This window comes from Flavobacterium sp. YO12 (assembly GCF_004119495.1).
Classification (GTDB): domain Bacteria; phylum Bacteroidota; class Bacteroidia; order Flavobacteriales; family Flavobacteriaceae; genus Flavobacterium.
The window spans coordinates 1-18,697 of record NZ_NRQU01000013.1 but is presented as its reverse complement, the minus strand read 5'-3'; the positions used below and the strand labels follow the sequence as shown (position 1 = coordinate 18,697).

Sequence of the window (18,697 nt, the reverse complement as noted above, 5' to 3'; positions counted from 1 at the left end):
GTTATTGTACTAACTGCCTTTTTTTTATACTCAATTTTCATTTTCGTCTTTCCTTTTATTTTGATCCTGTTTGATATAAATATCTTGTTGCGGAAAAGGAATTTCGATATTATTTGCTCTAAAAACTTTATCAATTTCAATAATTAAGTCACTCTTTACATCACTTGCAAAATTTATATTTCCAACCCAATATTTAATAACAATATCAATAGAACTGCTGTTGAAAGTGGTTATCCAAATAATTGGTTCTGGATATTGAAGTACCAAAGAGTGGTTTCTTAATATTTCATTCAACAAGGATTTTACATTTTCTAAATTAGTTCCGTACGCCACTCCAATAGAAATGTCTGTTCGTTTTTTATTGTTTGAAAGCGTCCAATTCGTTAAATGCTGGCTTAACAAATCTCCATTAGGTATTATAACATCGGCGCCGTCAAAAGTTCCCACAACACTGCTTCGGATACCAATAGATTTCATTTTTACCATTTGACCGCCTATTTCAATTGTATCATTTATATTAACAGGTTTTTCAAAAGCAATTATTAAACCGCTGACAATATTATTTACTAAAGTTTGAAGTCCAAATCCGATACCAACACCTAAAGCACTAATAATAATAGTTAAACGGTCAACAGGAATACCAGATGATATAAAAGCAAGACTTATTCCGATACTAAATATGGCAATTTGTATGAAAAGCATCCAGCTGCCAAATTTGTTTTTTTTAACGCCAGAAGATGAATTGATAGAAGTGCTGGTTAAAAACGCAACAATTTTAGCAATGACTACAGAAGCAATAATGATAAAAAAGAAAACCACAATACTTTGATAAGAATAATTGAAATCACCAATGTTTCGTGGTTCTGTAAAAAAGCCAATAATTGGATCAAGAATGGCTTGAAATAGATATGAATTCTTGCCTATAGACACCAGCCATCCAAGAACAAATAGAGTGTTAATTTTAGGATTAGTACTTATTTTTTCTAATTCGTTGCTGTTTAATAATTTCTCTTCGTTTGATTCTCTTAAATAATTAGAATAGTTTATAATGTCAGCAAGCAAACGGTACGTTGTGGTGAATAAATAATACATCAAAACTGTTATAATACCGTTTATAGCTAGAAGCTTTCCTAAATTATAGTTTTTACCAATTAGGATGAATAATATAGAAGCGATCTCAAAAGTTATTAAAACATATAAGCTGTATTTGAAAAAGGGATTTAAAATCTCTTTATTATTTTTTAGATTATAAACTGTAAATGCAATTGATGAAAAAGCTATTATTAAAATTAAAATGACCTCTTTTACAGAGTGTGTTAGAATATTATTGTCATACAATCCTAGAAGAATAATAATGACATAAGCTTTCCAGACAAACTTTTCTTTTGGCGTAAAATATTCTTTATTTACTATGGTTAAAGCAATTATCGATACCAGCCAAATGAGCGCTGTAAAAGCAAAAGGAGGGTAGGTGAAGAAAAAATTGAACAAAGTAAATGAAACTAATACCGCACACGAAATGGGATGTCTGAATATTTGTTTGGAGAGCTTAGTAGTATTGTAAACGCCTTCTTTTTTATACTTATTTTTAAGAAACAATAGATAAATGACTAGAACGACCGCAAGCAGAAGCATTAAAACAATTGTTTTAAAATGATTTGAAATGAAGAATATTAATATGATCGATTCTTTGGTAAGCGAGTAAAAAAACGATTCATAAAAAGACATTTCACTTGAGTTGGTACTAAAAATTGTTCCATCAGAATCTAATAGATTTTGAAATTCGTTCTTTCGTATATTATCCGTCTCAATGATGTCGTTTTGCAGATCATACTTAAAATGTCTCGCGGTAATTTGCAGTTTACTGATACTGTCAAGTGCATCCTTAAATCGTTTATTAAGCGAGTTGACATTAGAGTACATTTGAGAATAACGATCATAATATAGAATCTTTCGCAATGAATCTTTTGGAAGTACAAACAGCGATTTTTGAATCGTTAAAGAATCAATTTTTCCTTGTATTTTGCTTAACTCGATGCTGTTGTTTTTGATCTTAGAAAGTTGAATTTCAAGACGCGTCTGTAATTCATTAAGCATAATCGATGTAACGGTTATGTTTCTAAGCGTTTGAAAATCATTTTGATTTTTGATTATACCATCTATGGCTGTTTTTTTTAGTTTGATGGCATAATCTAGTTCTGTGGTGAAAGCTTTGTAATCAATACCCGTTTTTAAAATGACATTGGCATCCTGAATATTTTTAGAAATGGCATCAAATAATAAATTATGATTTTTGGTTATTTTATTTTCGATGTAAAGCTGTCTGCTTTTCTCTTCATCTAATTTGAGTAAACTTTCAATTTTAGTATTTTTAGGAATCTCATTTTTTAGTTTTAGACTATCTTCTAAAATTGAATTTTGAGCATAAGATGTATAAACTGGACTTGCAGTTAAAAGTATAATTGCAAGTACTTTTAAAACAGTAAAGTTAATTATGATGTTTTTATAAAAAATAGTATTGCGAATTATAGTCGAAAATATCATAATACTTTGCTTTTGGGAGTTACCCCAAAAATACTATAAAAAAAAACAACCTAAAAAAAGTTTTTTTAGGTTGCTTAGTATTCTGATTTTATTTGTTTCTAGTTTCGTATATGGTATTTACCATTCCGTTACGAGGAGCATCTAGTGGAAGTTCCCAGAACATGATACCGCCAAGTTTCTTAGCTTTTGCATATTCTGTTTTTGCTTTTATTGAAGTTAAATCGTCTCCAGTAGCAAATGTTTTTTCTTTTTCATTATACCAGTAAGGCGCTTTAGCTTTATCATCCCAAAAATATTTCCATCCGTTAGCTTCCGTGTAATAAGTAGCGAAGTTTTTAAAATCAACCCCTTGAATATGTTCTCCAGCTTGATAAAGACCATTGTTTACATTAGCAACATTTTTCCATGTTCTAGTGTAAAAAGCACCTCCAATAACTAATTTTTCAGCAGGAATTCCAAGTTTTAGCAAGTAACTAACAGCTCTGTCTGTTGATTCTTCTTTTGGATTTGTACTGTACAATGGAGTATGATGTCCAGTTACCTTAGAATAACCGTTTACTAAATCATAACTCATAATATTAATACGATTTACGTATGGCGCAACTGCTTTCCAGTCTATAGATTCATCCAGACATTTTTGAAAACCACCTGCAGCAAAACTTAGTTCATATTTTTTACCCATTGTTGAGCGTAAAATTTTAAGAAGTTCTGTAAAATTTGGCTTGTCAGCTGCCTGATATAAATGACCAGGAAGACCTTCTATAGATGGATATTCCCAATCTAAATCTAAACCATCAACTTTAAAATAGTTGCTGACTTCTTTTACAGATTTAGCAAATGTTAATCTTCCCTCAGCAGTAGAAAATGCAGCAGAGCAAGGTTCGCAGCCACCCCAGCCGCCAAGTGAAAGTATGATTTTTAATTGCGGATTTTTAGCTTTTAAAGAAACTAAATGTTTAATAGTAATTGAGTCTTTAGGAGAGTCAACACCTAATTTTCCATCTCTTAAATGGCAAAAACTAAAGATAATTTGATCCAGCTTATTTACTTCGTATTCGTTTATTAGTTTATCATCGCCTGTATAATAAGCTATGATATCCATTTTTTTGTTTTTCTGTGCAAAAAGATTTGTTGATAAACAGCACAGCAAAAGCATGGCAATCAGGTTAATTTGTTTCATTTTATGTTTTTTTAGCGTTTTTAGAATGCTAAATATAAAGGAATACAATCGATATTTAACTATTTCATTGACCTTAAAAAGTTAATTTTAACGAATATTTTGCAAATCGTTGCAAAAATATTGCGCTTAATCATTGAGCATGTTTACGTAAAGAACAAAAAAAATAAACCCGCACAGTTTCGGAGTTGTGCGGGTCTAAACAAATTAAAAGCTAAAAACTATTTTTATATTAGAAGCAGTAAGTATCTTCTGCAACTAATTTTGTGGCAATTTTTTCTCTCAACGCCACTACGTTTGGCAAGTTGGTGTATTTAGTGAAACGTTTAAGTCCCATTAACATCATACGTTGTTCGTCGCCTTCAGCAAAAGAAGCAATTCCTTCTTTTCCTCTTAAGTTTACGATATCTACAGCTTTGTATAAGTATAATTTTGCCATAGCGATTTGCTCCTGAACTTTGTCTTCGCCTTGAGCTTTTGCTAATTTTTCAGTTCTCAAAATTGTACTTTCAGCCATGTAGATTTCGATTAAGATATCAGAAGCAGCCATCAATAATTGTTGGTGAGAATCTAAATCCGGACCATATTTTTGAACAGCGCTACCAGCAACCATTAAGAAAACTTTTTTCAAGTTAGCAACGATTCCTTTTTCCTCAGCAAATAACTCAGAGAAATCTGGAGTATCAAAAGATGGAATTCCCATTAATTCTTCTTGAACTTTCATTGCTGGTCCAAGTAAATCAACGTGACCTTTCATTGCTTTTTTGATCAACATACCTACAGAAAGCATTCTGTTGATTTCGTTTGTACCTTCGTAGATACGAGCGATACGAGCATCTCTCCAAGCACTTTCCATTGGAGTATCTTCAGAGAATCCCATTCCACCAAAAATCTGAATTCCTTCGTCAGAACAAGATTGAACGTCTTCAGAAACCGCTACTTTCAAGATAGAACACTCGATAGCATATTCTTCAACACCTTTCAATTCAGCTTCTTGGTGAGAAGTTCCTTCAGCTTCACGAGCAGCGATTCTATCTTCGATATCTTTTGCAGCACGGTAAGAAGCACTTTCTCCAGCGTAAGCATTAGTCGCCATTTCAGCTAATTTAGAACGGATAGCTCCAAAAGATGAAATAGATGTATTGAACTGAATTCTTTCGTTAGCATATTTTACAGCTCCAGAAGTAACTCTTCTTTGAGCATCTAAACAAGCTGCAGCCAATTTAATACGACCAACATTCAAAGCATTCATTGCAATTTTGAAACCGTTTCCTCTTTCAGACAACATGTTCTCAACTGGAACTTTTGTTTCATTGAAGAAAACCTGACGAGTAGAAGAAGCACGGATTCCTAATTTATGCTCTTCTTCATTCATAGAAATTCCGTTTGCTGGATCGTTTTCTACGATGAAACCTGTAATATTTTTATCATCACCAATACGAGCAAAAACGATGAAAACCGAACAGAAACCTGCATTCGAAATCCACATTTTTTGTCCAGTAATAGAGTAATATTTTCCATCTTCAGATAAAACTGCTTTTGTTTTTCCTGAGTTAGCATCAGATCCTGCGCCTGGCTCAGTTAAGCAATAAGCGCCAAACCATTCTCCAGAAGCCAATTTCGGAACGTATTTTTTCTTTTGTTCTTCAGATCCATAAAGAGTAATTGGCATAGTTCCAATTCCTGTGTGTGCACCAAAAGCAGTTGAGAAAGAACCAGTTGCTCCAGAAATGTAGTCACAAACTAACATTGTAGAAACAAATCCCATTCCTAATCCACCGTATTCTTCCGGAACTGCAACTCCAAGAAGTCCTAGTTCACCAGCTTTACGCATAGATGATTCTGTATAAGCGTAATCTTTTTTCTCAAAACGATCTTTATGCGCCCATAATTCTTTGTCAACGAACTCTTTTACAGAGTCACGCATCATTAACTGCTCTTCCGAGAAATCTTCTGGTGTGAAGATATCCTCGCATTTTGTTTCTTTAACTAAAAACTGACCACCACGAGTCACGTTTTTTTCGATTGTATCTGCCATTGCTAATGTTTTTTTGTATGTTTTTTATTTATGGTTTTTGTACACAATCTTGTCATTTCGACGAAGGAGAAATCTTCGCAAGTAGCTCTAAAACGAGATTCCAATCTTTGTCGAGTTTCTCGTGAAGATTTCTCCTTCGTCGAAATGACAAACTGAATGTATACTTTACTTAATAATACTTTCTTATAATACTTCGTAGATCCCAGCGCTCCCTTGTCCAGTTCCCACACACATTGAAACAATTCCGTATTTGTTACCTCTGCGTTTCATTTCATCAAATAATTGAACAGAAAGTTTAGCTCCTGTACAACCTAGAGGGTGACCTAAAGAGATCGCTCCACCGTTTACGTTTACGATTTCTGGGTTGATGTTTAACTCGCGAGTTACAGCTAAAGCTTGTGAGGCAAAAGCCTCGTTTAATTCAATTAACTCAATATCGTTCAATGTTAATCCCGCTTGTTTCAAGGCTTTCGGAATTGCTTTTACAGGACCGATACCCATGATTCTTGGTTCAACACCAGAAGAAGCAAAGTTTACCAAACGTGCGATTGGCTCAAGATTTAATTCTTTTACCATTTCTTCGCTCATGATTAAAACGAATGCAGCACCGTCGCTCATTTGAGAAGAGTTACCAGCTGTTACACTTCCGTTAGCAGCAAAAACTGGTCTTAAACCTGCTAAAGCTTCTTTAGTAGTTCCGGCTCTTGGTCCTTCGTCTTTATTTACAACGTATGATTTTGTTTCTTTTTTGCCATTTTCATTGATGAAAGTCTGCTCAACAGTAATTGGAACAATTTGTTTGTCAAATTTTCCTTCTGCTTGCGCTTTTAAAGCTTTCATGTGAGAGTTGTAAGCAAACTCATCCTGATCTTCTCTTGAGATTTTGTATTGATTGGCAACCGCTTCAGCAGTTAAACCCATTCCCCAGTAGTAATCTTCGTGACCTGCAGCAGCAACTTTATAATCCGGAGTTGGTTTGTAACCTCCCATCGGAATAAAACTCATACTTTCTGCACCACCAGCGATGATACAATCTGCCATTCCTGATTGGATTTTAGCAGTTGCCATTCCGATAGTTTCTAATCCAGATGCACAGTAACGGTTTACTGTAACTCCAGGAACGTCTTCAACTTTTAATCCCATCAAAGAGATTAAACGACCAACGTTAAGACCTTGTTCCGCTTCCGGCATGGCATTTCCTACCATAACGTCATCGATACGTTTTTTATCGAAATCAGGCAGTTCGTCCATCATAAACTGAATGGTTTCTGCTGCTAATTCGTCAGGTCTTTTAAATCTAAAAACACCTTTTGGAGCTTTTCCAACTGCTGTTCTATATGCTTTTACTATATATGCTGTTTTCATTTTCTTAGTTTCTAAGAGGTTTCCCTTTGGTTAACATGTATTGAATTCTTTCTAAAGTTTTTCTCTCAGTACAAAGAGATAAGAAAGCTTCACGTTCGATATCTAATAAATATTGTTCAGATACTAAAGTCGCTTCAGATAAATCACCACCGGCCATTACGTAAGCCAGTTTGTTGGCGATTTTTTTGTCGTGCTCAGAAATGTATTTTCCAGCTTCCATTTGATCTGTTCCAACTAAGAACATACCTAAAGCTTGTTTTCCTAATACTTTAACATCCGTTCTTCTGATTGGTTGTGTGTAACCAGCTTCTGCCATTAATAAAGCATGTTTTTTAGCTTCAGCAATCTGACGATCTTTGTTTACTACGATAACGTCTTTTCCATGTTGAAGAAGTCCAGTATCAAAAGCTTCATAACCAGAAGTCGAAACTTTTGCCATAGCGATAGTCAAGAAATACTCTTGAAGAACGTTCAATTCCACATCATTTTTGCGGAATAAATCGGAAGCTCTTAAAGCCATTTCTTTAGATCCACCACCACCAGGAAGTACACCAACTCCAAATTCAACTAATCCCATATAAGTTTCTGCAGCGGCAACTACTTTGTCAGCGTGCAAGCTCATCTCGCATCCACCACCAAAAGTCATTCCGTGAGGCGCTACGACAACTGGAATAGAAGAATAACGAACACGCATCATAGTGTCTTGGAACAATTTAATTGCCATGTTCAATTCGTCATATTCCTGCTCAACCGCCATCATGAAAATCATTCCGATATTAGCTCCAACAGAGAAATTCGCTGCCTGGTTTCCAATAACTAAACCTTGGTATTCTTTTTCAGATAAGTCGATTGCTTTGTTGATAGCTTGTAAAACATCGCCACCAATTGTATTCATTTTAGATTGGAATTCTAAGTTCAAGATTCCGTCTCCTAAATCCTGAATAATGGCTCCACTGTTGCTCCAAACTTTTTTGCTTTCGCGAATGTTGTTCAGAATAATAAATGAATCTTGTCCAGGAACTTTTACTTGTGATTTTGTTGGAATGTTATAGAAATAAGTTGCTCCTTCTTTTACAGTATAGAAACTATCGCTTCCAGAAGCCAGCATTTCAGTAACCCACGCAGCAGGCTCAAGACCTTCAGCTTTCATGATTTCAATTCCTTTGGCAACACCAATTGCATCCCAGATTTCGAATGGACCATTTTCCCATCCAAAACCAGCTTTCATGGCATCGTCAATTTTGTATAATTCGTCTGAAATTTCAGGAATTCTGTTTGACACATAAGCAAACATTCCAGCGAAACTCTTACGGTAGAATTCTCCCGCTTTGTCTGTTCCTTTAACTAAAACTTTAAAACGGTTGATTGGTTTATCAATAGTTTTTGTTAGTTCAAGCGTAGCAAAATTTGCTTTTTTCGCAGCACGGTATTCTAATGTATTTAAGTCTAAAGAAAGAATATCTTTATCTACTTTTTTATAAAAACCTTGTCCAGTTTTGCTTCCCAACCAATTATTTTCCATCATTTTTGTAATGAAATCAGGAAGTTTGAACAATTCGTGTTGTTCGTCAGTTGGGCAGTTTTCATAAATACCATTGGCAACGTGTACCAAAGTATCCAAACCAACAACGTCAACCGTACGGAAAGTAGCTGATTTTGGACGACCAATTACCGGACCAGTCAATTTATCAACTTCTTCAATCGTTAATCCCATTTCTTTAACTAAATGGAATAAACTCTGGATTCCGTAAATACCAATTCTGTTTCCAATAAATGCCGGAGTATCTTTAGCAACAACCGAAGTTTTTCCTAAGAATTTAGATCCGTATTCGTTTAAGAAATCTAATACTTCAGTAGAAGTTTTTGGACCAGGAATAATTTCAAATAATTTTAAGTAACGCGCAGGGTTAAAAAAGTGTGTTCCGCAGAAGTGTTGTTGAAAATCTTCGCTTCTTCCTTCGCTCATAAAGTGAATTGGAATACCAGAAGTGTTAGAAGTAACTAAAGTTCCCGGTTTACGGAATTTCTCGATTTGTTCAAAAACTAATTTCTTAATGTCTAAACGCTCTACAACAACCTCGATAATCCAATCAACATTGGCAATTTTTGCCATATCATCAGTCGTATTTCCAGTCGTAATTCTGTTTGCGAATTTTTGGCTGTAAATAGGAGAGGGCTTCGATTTTAATGAATTCGCCAAATGTTCGTTTACCACACGGTTGCGAACGGCTTTACTTTCAAGTGTTAATCCTTTTTTAGCTTCAGCTTCGGTCAGTTCACGCGGTACAATGTCAAGAAGTAAAACTTCGACACCAATGTTAGCAAAATGACAAGCTATACCTGAACCCATAATTCCGGATCCAATTACAGCAACTTTTTTAATTGTGCGTTTCATATTTGTTAATTTTATTTTCTATTGGTCAAATATGTTATCGCCTTTTTATTAATTGGAAAAAACTTTATTGTTGGCGATTTCATAATTTGTTACTATTTGTTTGTAGGAGAAAATGAATTTTCTTTCTAAAAAAGACTATTCCTTTTCTGTGTTTTCTGTTTGATTAAATATGTTTTTATCGTGAATCAGTTCGTTGATGATTTCAGAAACTTCGATAAAATGATTCAGTTTTTCTTCTGAAACATGTTTTCTAACGCTTTCATTAAACTTCAGAACTGTATTTTTAGATAAATCTCTTTTTTCTTTTCCAAATTCAGTTAGGTAGATTAGAACACCTCGGCCGTCGCTTGGGTTTTTCTTGCGAACAATTAAACCCTTTTCTTCCATAGATTTAAGTGTTCTTGTTAAACTGGTTGCTTCCATGCCCATTCTTGGACCAAGAGCCGTTGATGGAGTTCCTTCTTCTTTATCCATACTTAAAAGAGCAAATCCCGTTGCCATTGTAGCATCGTATTTTGCAGCCTCTTCATTATACATTCTTGAAACAGCTTGCCATGTAGCTCTTAAAATATAATCTATTGTTTTGTCTTTCATAGGTAACTATATCGATTTCAAATATAATTAAAAAATACTATGCACGCATATAATTTTTTAATAAATTTTTGGTTAATTAAAAAACATCCCTGATTTAGAGGGTTTTGCTGGTTTATTTATAGTGAAATATACTATTCTTTTTTTAGATTTTAACACTTTTTGTGTTGTAAAAAGCTTTTTTTAGTTTTTAAAACGTTTTTTATTCTGTATTCTGTAAAAAACTATGCATTTAATTCAGTGCCGTTTTCGGTTTCATATCTTGAGATTGCCTTTTTTAGAATCGTTTTCATGCGATTTCTTAGATTTTCAGGCCTTAAAATTTCTATAGAATCTCCAAAACCTAATAGAAGCCGTTCCATTTCATAATTAGGTGAAATAAACAAATGCACAATAATACTTTTATCTTCATTTTCCTTAATCAATCGCTGCGACGAATGCAGCGGTTTTGTTAACACATAAGGTGCATTTATTGCGTCAATCCAAAGCTCAATGCGTCTGGGCTGTAAACCAGAATTTACAGTTACACCGATTATATCCTTATAATAAGTATCAGCATCAAAATGTTCTTCTAAATAAGGAATGTTAAAATCGTAATCAATTGCAATAATTCTGTCTAATGCTAAATTGGTAATTGGTTGTGAAGCTTTTGTTTTACCAATCAAAAACCAGCGATTGTTGAATTCCTTTAATATAAAGGGATGAAAATGAAATTTACTCTCTTCTTTTGATTTGAACGATTTGTAAGTAATCACAAGTACAACTTTTTTAATGATTGCCTGATAAACTTCGTCTAAATAGTGCAAACCTTTTAGACTCTCATTTTTATCCAAATAAATAACAGGTTTGGTGTGCGATTTTTCGGCATAGATTTTATCTTCTAAACGTTGTAAGATATCCGATACATCATTAAATAGAGAGAAATCTTTAAACTGCTTCAACATCGAAACGGTTTCTGTTAAAACATTCATATCGGTTTCCGTCAGCGGAATATCGGTTATCGAAAAATCTTCGTCTTCATATTTATAATACTTTTTATCGTAAACCACGATTGGTGCATTATAACCGAGCTTTTCACTTCGCATCAATTGAATATCCATTTGAATGGTTCGCTTGCTGATTGGGTTTTGTCGTCCTTCATATTCAAATAATGCTTCAGAGCAACATTCGATTAAATCTTCTAATGTCCATTGCCTGTATTTATTCTGAAGGCATTTGTCGATGGTTTTGTATCGGATTAAGGCGTTTTTGTTTTGTGACATTTTTTTGTGTTTTGCCACAAAGGCACGAGGGCGCAAAGTTTTTATTTTTTTATGCCGCAGATTAAAGGATTAAAATGATTTTCCTCATTTTTTGTCATTTCGACGAAGGAGAAATCTTCGCGAGAAGCTCGACAAAGATTGGACTTTCGTTGCGGAGTTACTTGTGGAGATTTGCTTCGCCAGTTCGCTATCGCTCGAGTCTCCTTCGTCGAAATGACAAACTGTGCATTTAATTAATATTTTAAATAAAAACTTTGCGACTCTGCGTCTTTGCGAGATTATTTTTTGCTTTCTAAAATGCTTATTTCTTTTTCAATATTCGCTCTCGCTTTCTCTTCATGCAAACTCCTAAACTCATCAGTCTGAAAAATAAATTCATTCTCCAGAAAATGCTTCAACGCTTTTGCGCGCCCAGGTTTGTATAGAAAATCAGGATAAATGCGATATTCTTTTCTAATTTGTTCAAAATAGATTTTATAATCTTCCCAATCTTTAGCGAGTATTTTCAAATCAAAATCGATTAGCCAATTAATGTCTTCAATTTCATTTTGCTGATGTTGTTGTGTAGCACAAATGGCATCAAAAATTAATTGTTTATTCAGATTGATATTTTTAGATAGGATTGCCAAAGCAAATTCGGCACTTTTGAGTTCATTATCTTTTTTGGAAGCCGAATACACAAAATCATGATAAAAGATTGAAAATAATATTTCGTTCGGGCTTTGAAGTTTATCTCGATAGATTTCAAAATTGGCAATCATTTCTTTTAAATGGGTAAGATTATGATAATGCCTTGATTTTTTGGAATATGCCTTTTCTAAATCCAACCATTTTTGCTGAATTTCATTTGCTGAAAAGCCAATGTTCGAAAGTAATTCAGAATAGATTTCTTCTAAATTCATAATCATAAGAAGATTTAATTAAGCTCCAGTGGAGCTAAATATTTATAGCTAATTTATAAGACCCAATCATAAAGCTCCAGCGGAGCGATACTTAAGTTTGGCTTTATCAAAAAACATGTCGCCCCGCTGGGGCTCTTTTTAGGCATGATCAAAAAGCTATAAATATTCCGTCCCGCTGGGACTTATTTGATTTTTGTAAATAAATGTTTTATTCAAATTTAAAATTCTTTTTTAACTGCGCAAAATAATTGCGCACTAGTTTAGAAATCTTTGTTCAAGAAATAAAAAACAAACGTTCATAGAAATAAAATAAAGAATAAAACAGGTCAAGTTTGAGTTACTTCGAAAACTTTCCACGTACACACTTACGCCATTACCTTTTTATTCAATTATTATGAAGCAGTAGCTCAGCGGTAGAGCAGGTAGTTTTGAAATTATCCCTCAAAGGTCAATCAAAACTTACTTCGTACACTTCTAATGTCCGGGTCGTGGGTTCGAATCCCATCTGCTTCACAATTAATGGTCAATTAAAACTTACTTCAGACAACGGCTAATTTCGGTTCGAATCCGAACATAGTTTTAAAATCATCATTAATAAAAACGAGGGTCAAGATTAACTTACTTCTTTCGCGGTAGCCCGCTCCATTTTAGCTTAGTTAATCCATTATCGTCAAATTTCAGGTCAAGTGTTTCTTACTTCAAAACTCTTTTAGGTAGAACTCAGAAACGCAATTATCTAAATTTTAAAAATTAAAAAAAATGAAAACAAGAGAATTATTAAAAATCAGTTTACGTCAAAATGCTATTTTCATTCCATCAGAAATGATTGCAAATGATGTTAAAAAATTATCAGGAACAACTTCAGTTTTGTTAGCCAATGTTTCTAAACTTGGATTCACATTTTCTGAATCTTTGCTTCATGCTTTAAACAATGTAAACCCAAAATACAAAATCGAGGTTTTAGAAGTTTTAAGAGAAGTTTTAGGAACTGATAAAAATTGGACACCATTGGTAAAAGAATGGAATATCCCGACAGGTGAGTCTGTTTTGGATCATATTATCACATATTTCGGAAATGTTTTTAAAACTAAAAACGGAACAACTTTACAATGCGGCCATACTATTCCAGATAATACTTTTCCATTAGAAAGATACAACGGTTGTCCGTTCTGCGGAACTCCGTTTGAATTCGGAAAACTGGAAAATATCGGACAAGGAAGCAAATTAAAAATGCTGGAATTATGGTCAGAAAAAGATTTAAATGATTTCTATATATCATTATTGCAATCTAAAACCGCTTTAGACGCTACTCAGGTAGATAGTTTAAAAATGGCAATGCAATACTTGCCTTTACCAAAAACAGAAGTAGCAATGAAGGAAACTTTAATGCTGGTAATCGATCTTTTGATCGAAAACGGTAAAGAAGACCAAGCGTCTCAGTTTTTGAAAACACCAACTGATATCTTACGATACTTGTGGTATAAAAACACAGCAATGCTTCAGATTATCGAGCCAAAAACGATTATCAAAAGAACATCAAAAAATGCACAGCATTTCCATAATGTTTTAGATACAAGCGTTCAGGCGAGAATTGCGTCTCAAACAGATTTGAAACTAAAATATTCCCGAAAAGAATGTTTAATGGTGGCGAATTGGCTGAATAATATGAATATGGAAGTTGAAGCGATGTGCGAAACGATGCATCCAAAAAGAGGAATGTGGGTTCGTTTTATCCGAGCGTTGCGTTTGGCAGAATACAGCAAAAGAAAAGGGTTTGAGAAATTAATTGCTTTAATGGATGTATTTTACAATAAGGTTTATGATGTTTGGCAAAGTGAAGTGAATGCTTCAAGATTGAAATTTGATGCCGATAAAACATTTGCGTTATTAAAACAGCGTCCAGGATTATTTGCCCGTTCGTTATTCTCGAATATGTTATGGTTTGGAGCTGAAGAAACTATTGCCCATTTTGAAGAAATCATCGATAAAGTTCCGGCTCGATTGGTGTTTACTTTAAACATGTATGCTCAAAATTATTTTGATAAAAACATGCAAAGAAGTGTGAAACCTTTAGGAGGAATAAACAAACGAATTGGTGCAAATCAGTTATTAGGATTATATGAAGATTTTCAGTTGGAAGCAATGAAAAATCAAATCGAAGAATTGTGTCTTTTGGCTATGAAAAAACGATTTTCTAAAATTGCGAACACAAACAAAACAATCTACATCGATCCGCAATTGTTTAACATTCCGGTTTCTATAGGAGATCGAAGCGAAACCGTTCAGGATTTGCCAGTTGCTTTAATGGGAACACGTTTCTCAGTTGAAGGTAACGAAGTGCGATTGTTTATGCAATGGGGAAAAGATTTGCCAGCGCAACATTTAGATATGGATTTGAGCTGTCATATTGCTTACGAAGATCGTTCTGATATTTGTTCTTTCAGCCGATTGACTACAACAGGTTGTCAGCATAGCGGTGATATCCGAAGCATTCCGAATAAAATTGGAACTGCTGAATATATCAACATCAATATCGACGAATTGGCGAAAGCCAAAGCTAAATTTGTAACTTTTACTTGTAATGCATACATCAAGGGAAGTATTACGCCAAATTTGGTTGTAGGTTGGATGAACAGCAAACACCCGATGAAAATTTCGGAGAAAACAGGTGTAGCATACGATCCGTCGTGTGTAGATCATCAGGTTCGTGTGACGCAGAATCTTGCCAAAGGTTTGGTTTTTGGAGTGTTGGATGTAGCCAAAAGAGAAATCGTTTGGTTAGAGATGACTTTCGGAGGTCAGGTTGTAGGTGGTTTGGATTTCAAAGGCGTTCAGGCGTTGTTGTCAAAACTAAACAGCAAATTGAATATTGGTAGTTTGTTACAGCTTAAAGCGGAAGCCCAAGGTTTAACCATCACCGAAGATCAAAATGCCGATGAGGTTTATACAGCGCAATGGGCAATGAATCCAGCGGTTGTGACGCAATTATTGGTTGATTAGTAGCAAAGTAACAAAGGGACAAAGGTGCAAAGGTTTCACGCAGATTTTGCAGATTTAAGCAGATCTAAAAGGATTTTTTATTAATAATCTGCGCTTATCTGCTAAAATCTTTTTAGATCTGCGTGAAATAAAAAACCTACGCAAAATAACTGCGCAGCAGTGTAAAACCTTTGCACCTATGAACCTCTGGACCTTTGTCCCTTAAAAAAGAAAAAATGAAAACACAAATAAACGGTACAGATATATTAGAATTAGGATTTCCAGAAGGAAAAATAATCGGGATTGCCTTAAAAATAAACAGCAAAAGAAACGGATTCACAAGAGACGAAATGATCACAAATTTCAAAAACGTCTTAGAAACTCCTGAGCATTATATAGACGATAAAATCTTCAGCAAACTGGCTGTTGCTTTAATCGAAAAATCGAATGAAAAACCAGAAGATTTCATCGCTTTAAATGAAAATCCGAATGCGTATTCGGCTTACGGATTAGATCATATCGAAGACGGAGCCAGAAAACAAATGGAAATTGCCATGAAATTGCCTGTGACGGTTGCAGGAGCTTTAATGCCAGACGCGCATCAAGGTTACGGATTACCGATTGGCGGAGTTTTAGCCACAAAAAATGCCATTATTCCGTATGGTGTTGGCGTTGATATTGGATGTAGAATGGCGTTGTCGGTTTATGATATTCCAGAAGCTTTTTACTTTGAAAATGAAGCTAAATTCAAAAAAGAATTAATTGCGCATTCTAAGTTTGGAGCAGGTCACGGATTTCACGGTCAGTATAAATCAGATCATGCGGTTTTGGAGAACGAAACGTTCAATATGAATCCGTTTGTGAAGAATTTGAAAGATAAAGCTTGGTCGCAATTAGGATCTTCGGGTGGTGGAAATCACTTTGTGGAATTCGGAATCATGGAATTTGCAAAAGACGATGCGGTTTTGAATATCCCAAAAGGAAAATACGTCGCTTTGTTAACGCATTCTGGTTCACGAGGAATGGGTGCCACAATTGCCGGACATTATACTAAAATCGCCAAAGACGAATGTAAACTTCCAGAAGTGGCAAAAAACTTGGCGTATTTAGATATGAACTCACAATTAGGTCAGGAATATTGGCTGGCGATGAATTTGGCGGGAGATTACGCTTCGGCTTGTCACGAGATTATCCATAACAAAATGGAACGCGCTTTGGGTGCAACGATTTTAGCCAAAGTCGAAAACCACCATAATTTTGCCTGGAAAGAAATCTGGAACGGCGAAGAAGTGATCGTACATAGAAAAGGAGCAACCCCAGCAGGAAAAGGCGTTATGGGAATCATTCCGGGAAGTATGACCGCACCAGGATTTTTGGTGAGAGGAAAAGGCGAGGAGAACGCCATTAATTCCGCTTCGCATGGAGCAGGAAGACAAATGAGTAGAACCCAAGCCATAAAAAACATCACACAATCCGAAATGAAATCGATCCTGAGAGATCATGGCGTTACGCTTATCGGAGCAGGTCTTGACGAAGCTCCAATGGCGTATAAAGATATCAATCAGGTCATGGAAGCACAACAGGATTTAGTAGATGTTGTAGCAAAGTTTACACCTAAATTAGTGAGAATGGCAGATGATGGAAGCAGGGAGGATTAGTGGTCAGTGATCAGTTTTTTAGTGTTCAGTGTAGAGACGCACTGCAGTGCGTCTAACATAACGTTTTCTCATTTTATGTCATTTCGATGTAAGGAGAAATCACACGCGGGATTCCACAAAGATTGGCGACATTTTGTGCGGAGTTTCTAGTGCGATTTACTTCGTCTGTTCGCTATCGCTCGAGTCTCCCTTCGGTCGAAATGACAAACTTTGTGGTTACTTTGACTGTAAAGATTTTTTTACGCAGATTTAAAAAGATTTAAGCAGATGCTCGCAGATTATTTATAAAAATTATTTTAAATGTGCTGGAATCTGTAATCTAGATGGTTATCGGGATTGCGCAATAAAAAAAATGAACATGGAAATAGTAAATAGAGATTTTGAAATACTGACAGATTACATTCTGACCTTTCATATTTATAAATTTCTAAATATTGATTTAATTGAAGACTGGGCAATCGAATTGATCAATTCAGGCTATGAGAGCGAAGCTATTTATACGCTTGCTTGTTTCTATAAACCAATTGATTCTGATGAAATTCAACCTTATCTAGAAGCCGTTTTTTCAGAATTAAATTTAACGGCAAAAAATGAAGAAGAGTCTCAAAAAAGTCATATAAGATATTTTCTAAACAAAATAGCGAAACAAGAGAATGTGAGAGGCAATTTGAAAAATATGCTGCATTTCTATTTCGAATTTGCTGTAGACAAAGAAATAGTTGATTTCTCGGTTCTTCAATATGTTTGGGATGATTTATCAGCAGGCGAAGTCAATTGGTATTACAAAGATCTTAATTTAGATACTATCGAGGGAGAAGTGATCGAAAAGGCTGAGAAATGGCTAAATGAAAACTTGTAATTTCAAATAATAGTGTTACAAAAGTACAAAGGTTTTTCCTCATTTTATGTCATTTCGACGAAGGAGAAATCACACGCGGGATTCAACAAAGATTGGTGACATTCTGTGCGGAGTTTCTAGTGCGATTTGCTTCGCCAGTTCGCTATCGCTCGAGTCTCCTTCCTCGAAATGACAAACTTTGCGTCTTAGCGCCTTTGTGGCAAAAAAAGTTGGCTTTTAAATCAGGTGTTTGTACTTGGTTTGAAGGCTTTTTGATTGTATATATTTGAAATAAAGATTATCAATTTACTTAAGATTACGGTTTACCGTAAAATTACTAGAGAAATCTAATGCATCTTTGGACAATAGGTGATTTTTATAAATTGAAATTGTACCAAATAGAGAAATGAATAAAAATTTGAATTTGTTTTTAATGATTTAATAACTTTTTATAGATGAATATTTTTGCAGAAAAACAGATTGTGCTATCAAAAAGTATAACTCTTAATTTTATAAATATTGAGAATTATTCCCCAGAATTATTTTCATTAATAAATGATGAAATTGCAAAAATATGGGATGGGGATTTGGATGATAATGATTGTGAAACTGTAAAATTAGAATTCAAAGATTGGTTAGATAAAAAAAAACCTTTTCAGAAATATGGGTTTATTTCTGAATTTATATGTCATCTATACTTGCGATATCAAAAGTTTGATCAGCATTTTTTATTTAGAAATTTAGAAGAAAAGGGACCTAAAAAAGGATTTGATGGAATTTTTATGTACGATACTGAATTTTGGATATATGAAAAGTAAGTGTACCTATGCCAGACACTAAAATTCTGGATCATAATGTTAATATAAGTTAGTGCTTATAATGATATAAATAAGAAAATAACAGGAGTAAAATAATAAAAATAATCCATGGAAAAATGCTTATAACACT

General features: G+C 34.4%; 12 protein-coding genes and 1 tRNA gene. 5 read left to right on the top strand and 8 right to left on the bottom strand.

Annotated features, from left to right (window positions below; genetic code table 11):
• Positions 1-30: 30 nt before the first annotated feature.
• The 8 genes from BOW55_RS06080 to BOW55_RS06045 all read right to left on the bottom strand — a co-directional run bounded on the left by BOW55_RS06080 (position 31) and on the right by BOW55_RS06045 (position 12,274).
• On the bottom strand, positions 31-2,544 hold the full coding sequence (locus tag BOW55_RS06080; protein WP_129023415.1) for a mechanosensitive ion channel family protein: 2,514 nt from the start codon (positions 2,542-2,544) through the stop codon (positions 31-33).
• Between the two features lie 88 nt (positions 2,545-2,632).
• Positions 2,633-3,724 carry a glycoside hydrolase family 18 protein gene (locus tag BOW55_RS06075; protein WP_129023414.1) on the bottom strand — a complete coding sequence of 364 codons (1,092 nt, stop codon included), beginning with the start codon at positions 3,722-3,724 and terminating at the stop codon, positions 2,633-2,635.
• A 229-nt stretch (positions 3,725-3,953) separates the two neighbouring features.
• Positions 3,954-5,759 carry an acyl-CoA dehydrogenase family protein gene (locus tag BOW55_RS06070; protein ID WP_129023413.1) on the bottom strand — a complete coding sequence of 602 codons (1,806 nt, stop codon included), beginning with the start codon at positions 5,757-5,759 and terminating at the stop codon, positions 3,954-3,956.
• A 183-nt stretch (positions 5,760-5,942) separates the two neighbouring features.
• Entirely contained in the window at positions 5,943-7,124 is a 1,182-nt protein-coding gene (locus BOW55_RS06065) for an acetyl-CoA C-acyltransferase (RefSeq protein WP_129023412.1), read from the bottom strand.
• Positions 7,125-7,128: 4 nt separating this feature from the next.
• A complete protein-coding gene (locus BOW55_RS06060; RefSeq protein WP_129023411.1) occupies positions 7,129-9,519 on the bottom strand; it encodes a 3-hydroxyacyl-CoA dehydrogenase/enoyl-CoA hydratase family protein in 2,391 nt (796 codons plus the stop codon).
• A gap of 135 nt (positions 9,520-9,654) precedes the next feature.
• On the bottom strand, positions 9,655-10,113 hold the full coding sequence (locus tag BOW55_RS06055; RefSeq protein WP_129023410.1) for a MarR family winged helix-turn-helix transcriptional regulator: 459 nt from the start codon (positions 10,111-10,113) through the stop codon (positions 9,655-9,657).
• Between the two features lie 221 nt (positions 10,114-10,334).
• On the bottom strand, positions 10,335-11,372 hold the full coding sequence (locus tag BOW55_RS06050; protein WP_129023409.1) for a YafY family protein: 1,038 nt from the start codon (positions 11,370-11,372) through the stop codon (positions 10,335-10,337).
• A 278-nt stretch (positions 11,373-11,650) separates the two neighbouring features.
• Positions 11,651-12,274 (bottom strand): hypothetical protein, encoded by a 624-nt coding sequence (locus tag BOW55_RS06045; protein WP_129023408.1) that lies wholly within the window; start codon positions 12,272-12,274, stop codon positions 11,651-11,653.
• A gap of 396 nt (positions 12,275-12,670) precedes the next feature.
• Between BOW55_RS06045 and BOW55_RS20770 the strand changes: the two genes are divergently transcribed.
• The 5 genes from BOW55_RS20770 (at position 12,671) to BOW55_RS06025 (ending at position 18,567) form a co-directional block, all read left to right on the top strand.
• Positions 12,671-12,787: transfer RNA gene (locus BOW55_RS20770), tRNA-OTHER, on the top strand.
• A gap of 246 nt (positions 12,788-13,033) precedes the next feature.
• Positions 13,034-15,274: a hypothetical protein gene (locus BOW55_RS06040; RefSeq protein ID WP_129023407.1), complete on the top strand. Its 2,241-nt coding sequence runs from the start codon at positions 13,034-13,036 to the stop codon at positions 15,272-15,274.
• 215 nt (positions 15,275-15,489) lie between these two features.
• Positions 15,490-16,911, top strand: coding sequence for an RtcB family protein (locus BOW55_RS06035; RefSeq protein WP_129023406.1), 1,422 nt, complete (start codon positions 15,490-15,492; stop codon positions 16,909-16,911).
• Between the two features lie 358 nt (positions 16,912-17,269).
• Entirely contained in the window at positions 17,270-17,770 is a 501-nt protein-coding gene (locus BOW55_RS06030; protein ID WP_129023405.1) for a hypothetical protein, read from the top strand.
• Positions 17,771-18,204: 434 nt separating this feature from the next.
• The gene (locus BOW55_RS06025) at positions 18,205-18,567 is read left to right on the top strand and encodes a hypothetical protein (protein WP_129023404.1); all 363 of its coding nucleotides are present in this window, start codon (positions 18,205-18,207) and stop codon (positions 18,565-18,567) included.
• The last annotated feature ends 130 nt before the right edge of the window (positions 18,568-18,697 follow it).

Excerpts from the sequence above, each read along its gene's own strand:
- BOW55_RS06025 (WP_129023404.1), top strand. The coding sequence starts at position 18,205 with ATGAATATTTTTGCAGAAAAACAGATTGTGCTATCAAAAAGTATAACT.
- BOW55_RS06060 (WP_129023411.1), bottom strand. The coding sequence starts at position 9,519 with ATGAAACGCACAATTAAAAAAGTTGCTGTAATTGGATCCGGAATTATG.
- BOW55_RS06050 (WP_129023409.1), bottom strand. The coding sequence starts at position 11,372 with ATGTCACAAAACAAAAACGCCTTAATCCGATACAAAACCATCGACAAA.
- BOW55_RS06055 (WP_129023410.1), bottom strand. The coding sequence starts at position 10,113 with ATGAAAGACAAAACAATAGATTATATTTTAAGAGCTACATGGCAAGCT.
- BOW55_RS06035 (WP_129023406.1), top strand. The coding sequence starts at position 15,490 with ATGAAAACACAAATAAACGGTACAGATATATTAGAATTAGGATTTCCA.
- BOW55_RS06080 (WP_129023415.1), bottom strand. The coding sequence starts at position 2,544 with ATGATATTTTCGACTATAATTCGCAATACTATTTTTTATAAAAACATC.
- BOW55_RS06045 (WP_129023408.1), bottom strand. The coding sequence starts at position 12,274 with ATGAATTTAGAAGAAATCTATTCTGAATTACTTTCGAACATTGGCTTT.
- BOW55_RS06040 (WP_129023407.1), top strand. The coding sequence starts at position 13,034 with ATGAAAACAAGAGAATTATTAAAAATCAGTTTACGTCAAAATGCTATT.
- BOW55_RS06030 (WP_129023405.1), top strand. The coding sequence starts at position 17,270 with ATGGAAATAGTAAATAGAGATTTTGAAATACTGACAGATTACATTCTG.
- BOW55_RS06070 (WP_129023413.1), bottom strand. The coding sequence starts at position 5,759 with ATGGCAGATACAATCGAAAAAAACGTGACTCGTGGTGGTCAGTTTTTA.
- BOW55_RS06075 (WP_129023414.1), bottom strand. The coding sequence starts at position 3,724 with ATGAAACAAATTAACCTGATTGCCATGCTTTTGCTGTGCTGTTTATCA.
- BOW55_RS06065 (WP_129023412.1), bottom strand. The coding sequence starts at position 7,124 with ATGAAAACAGCATATATAGTAAAAGCATATAGAACAGCAGTTGGAAAA.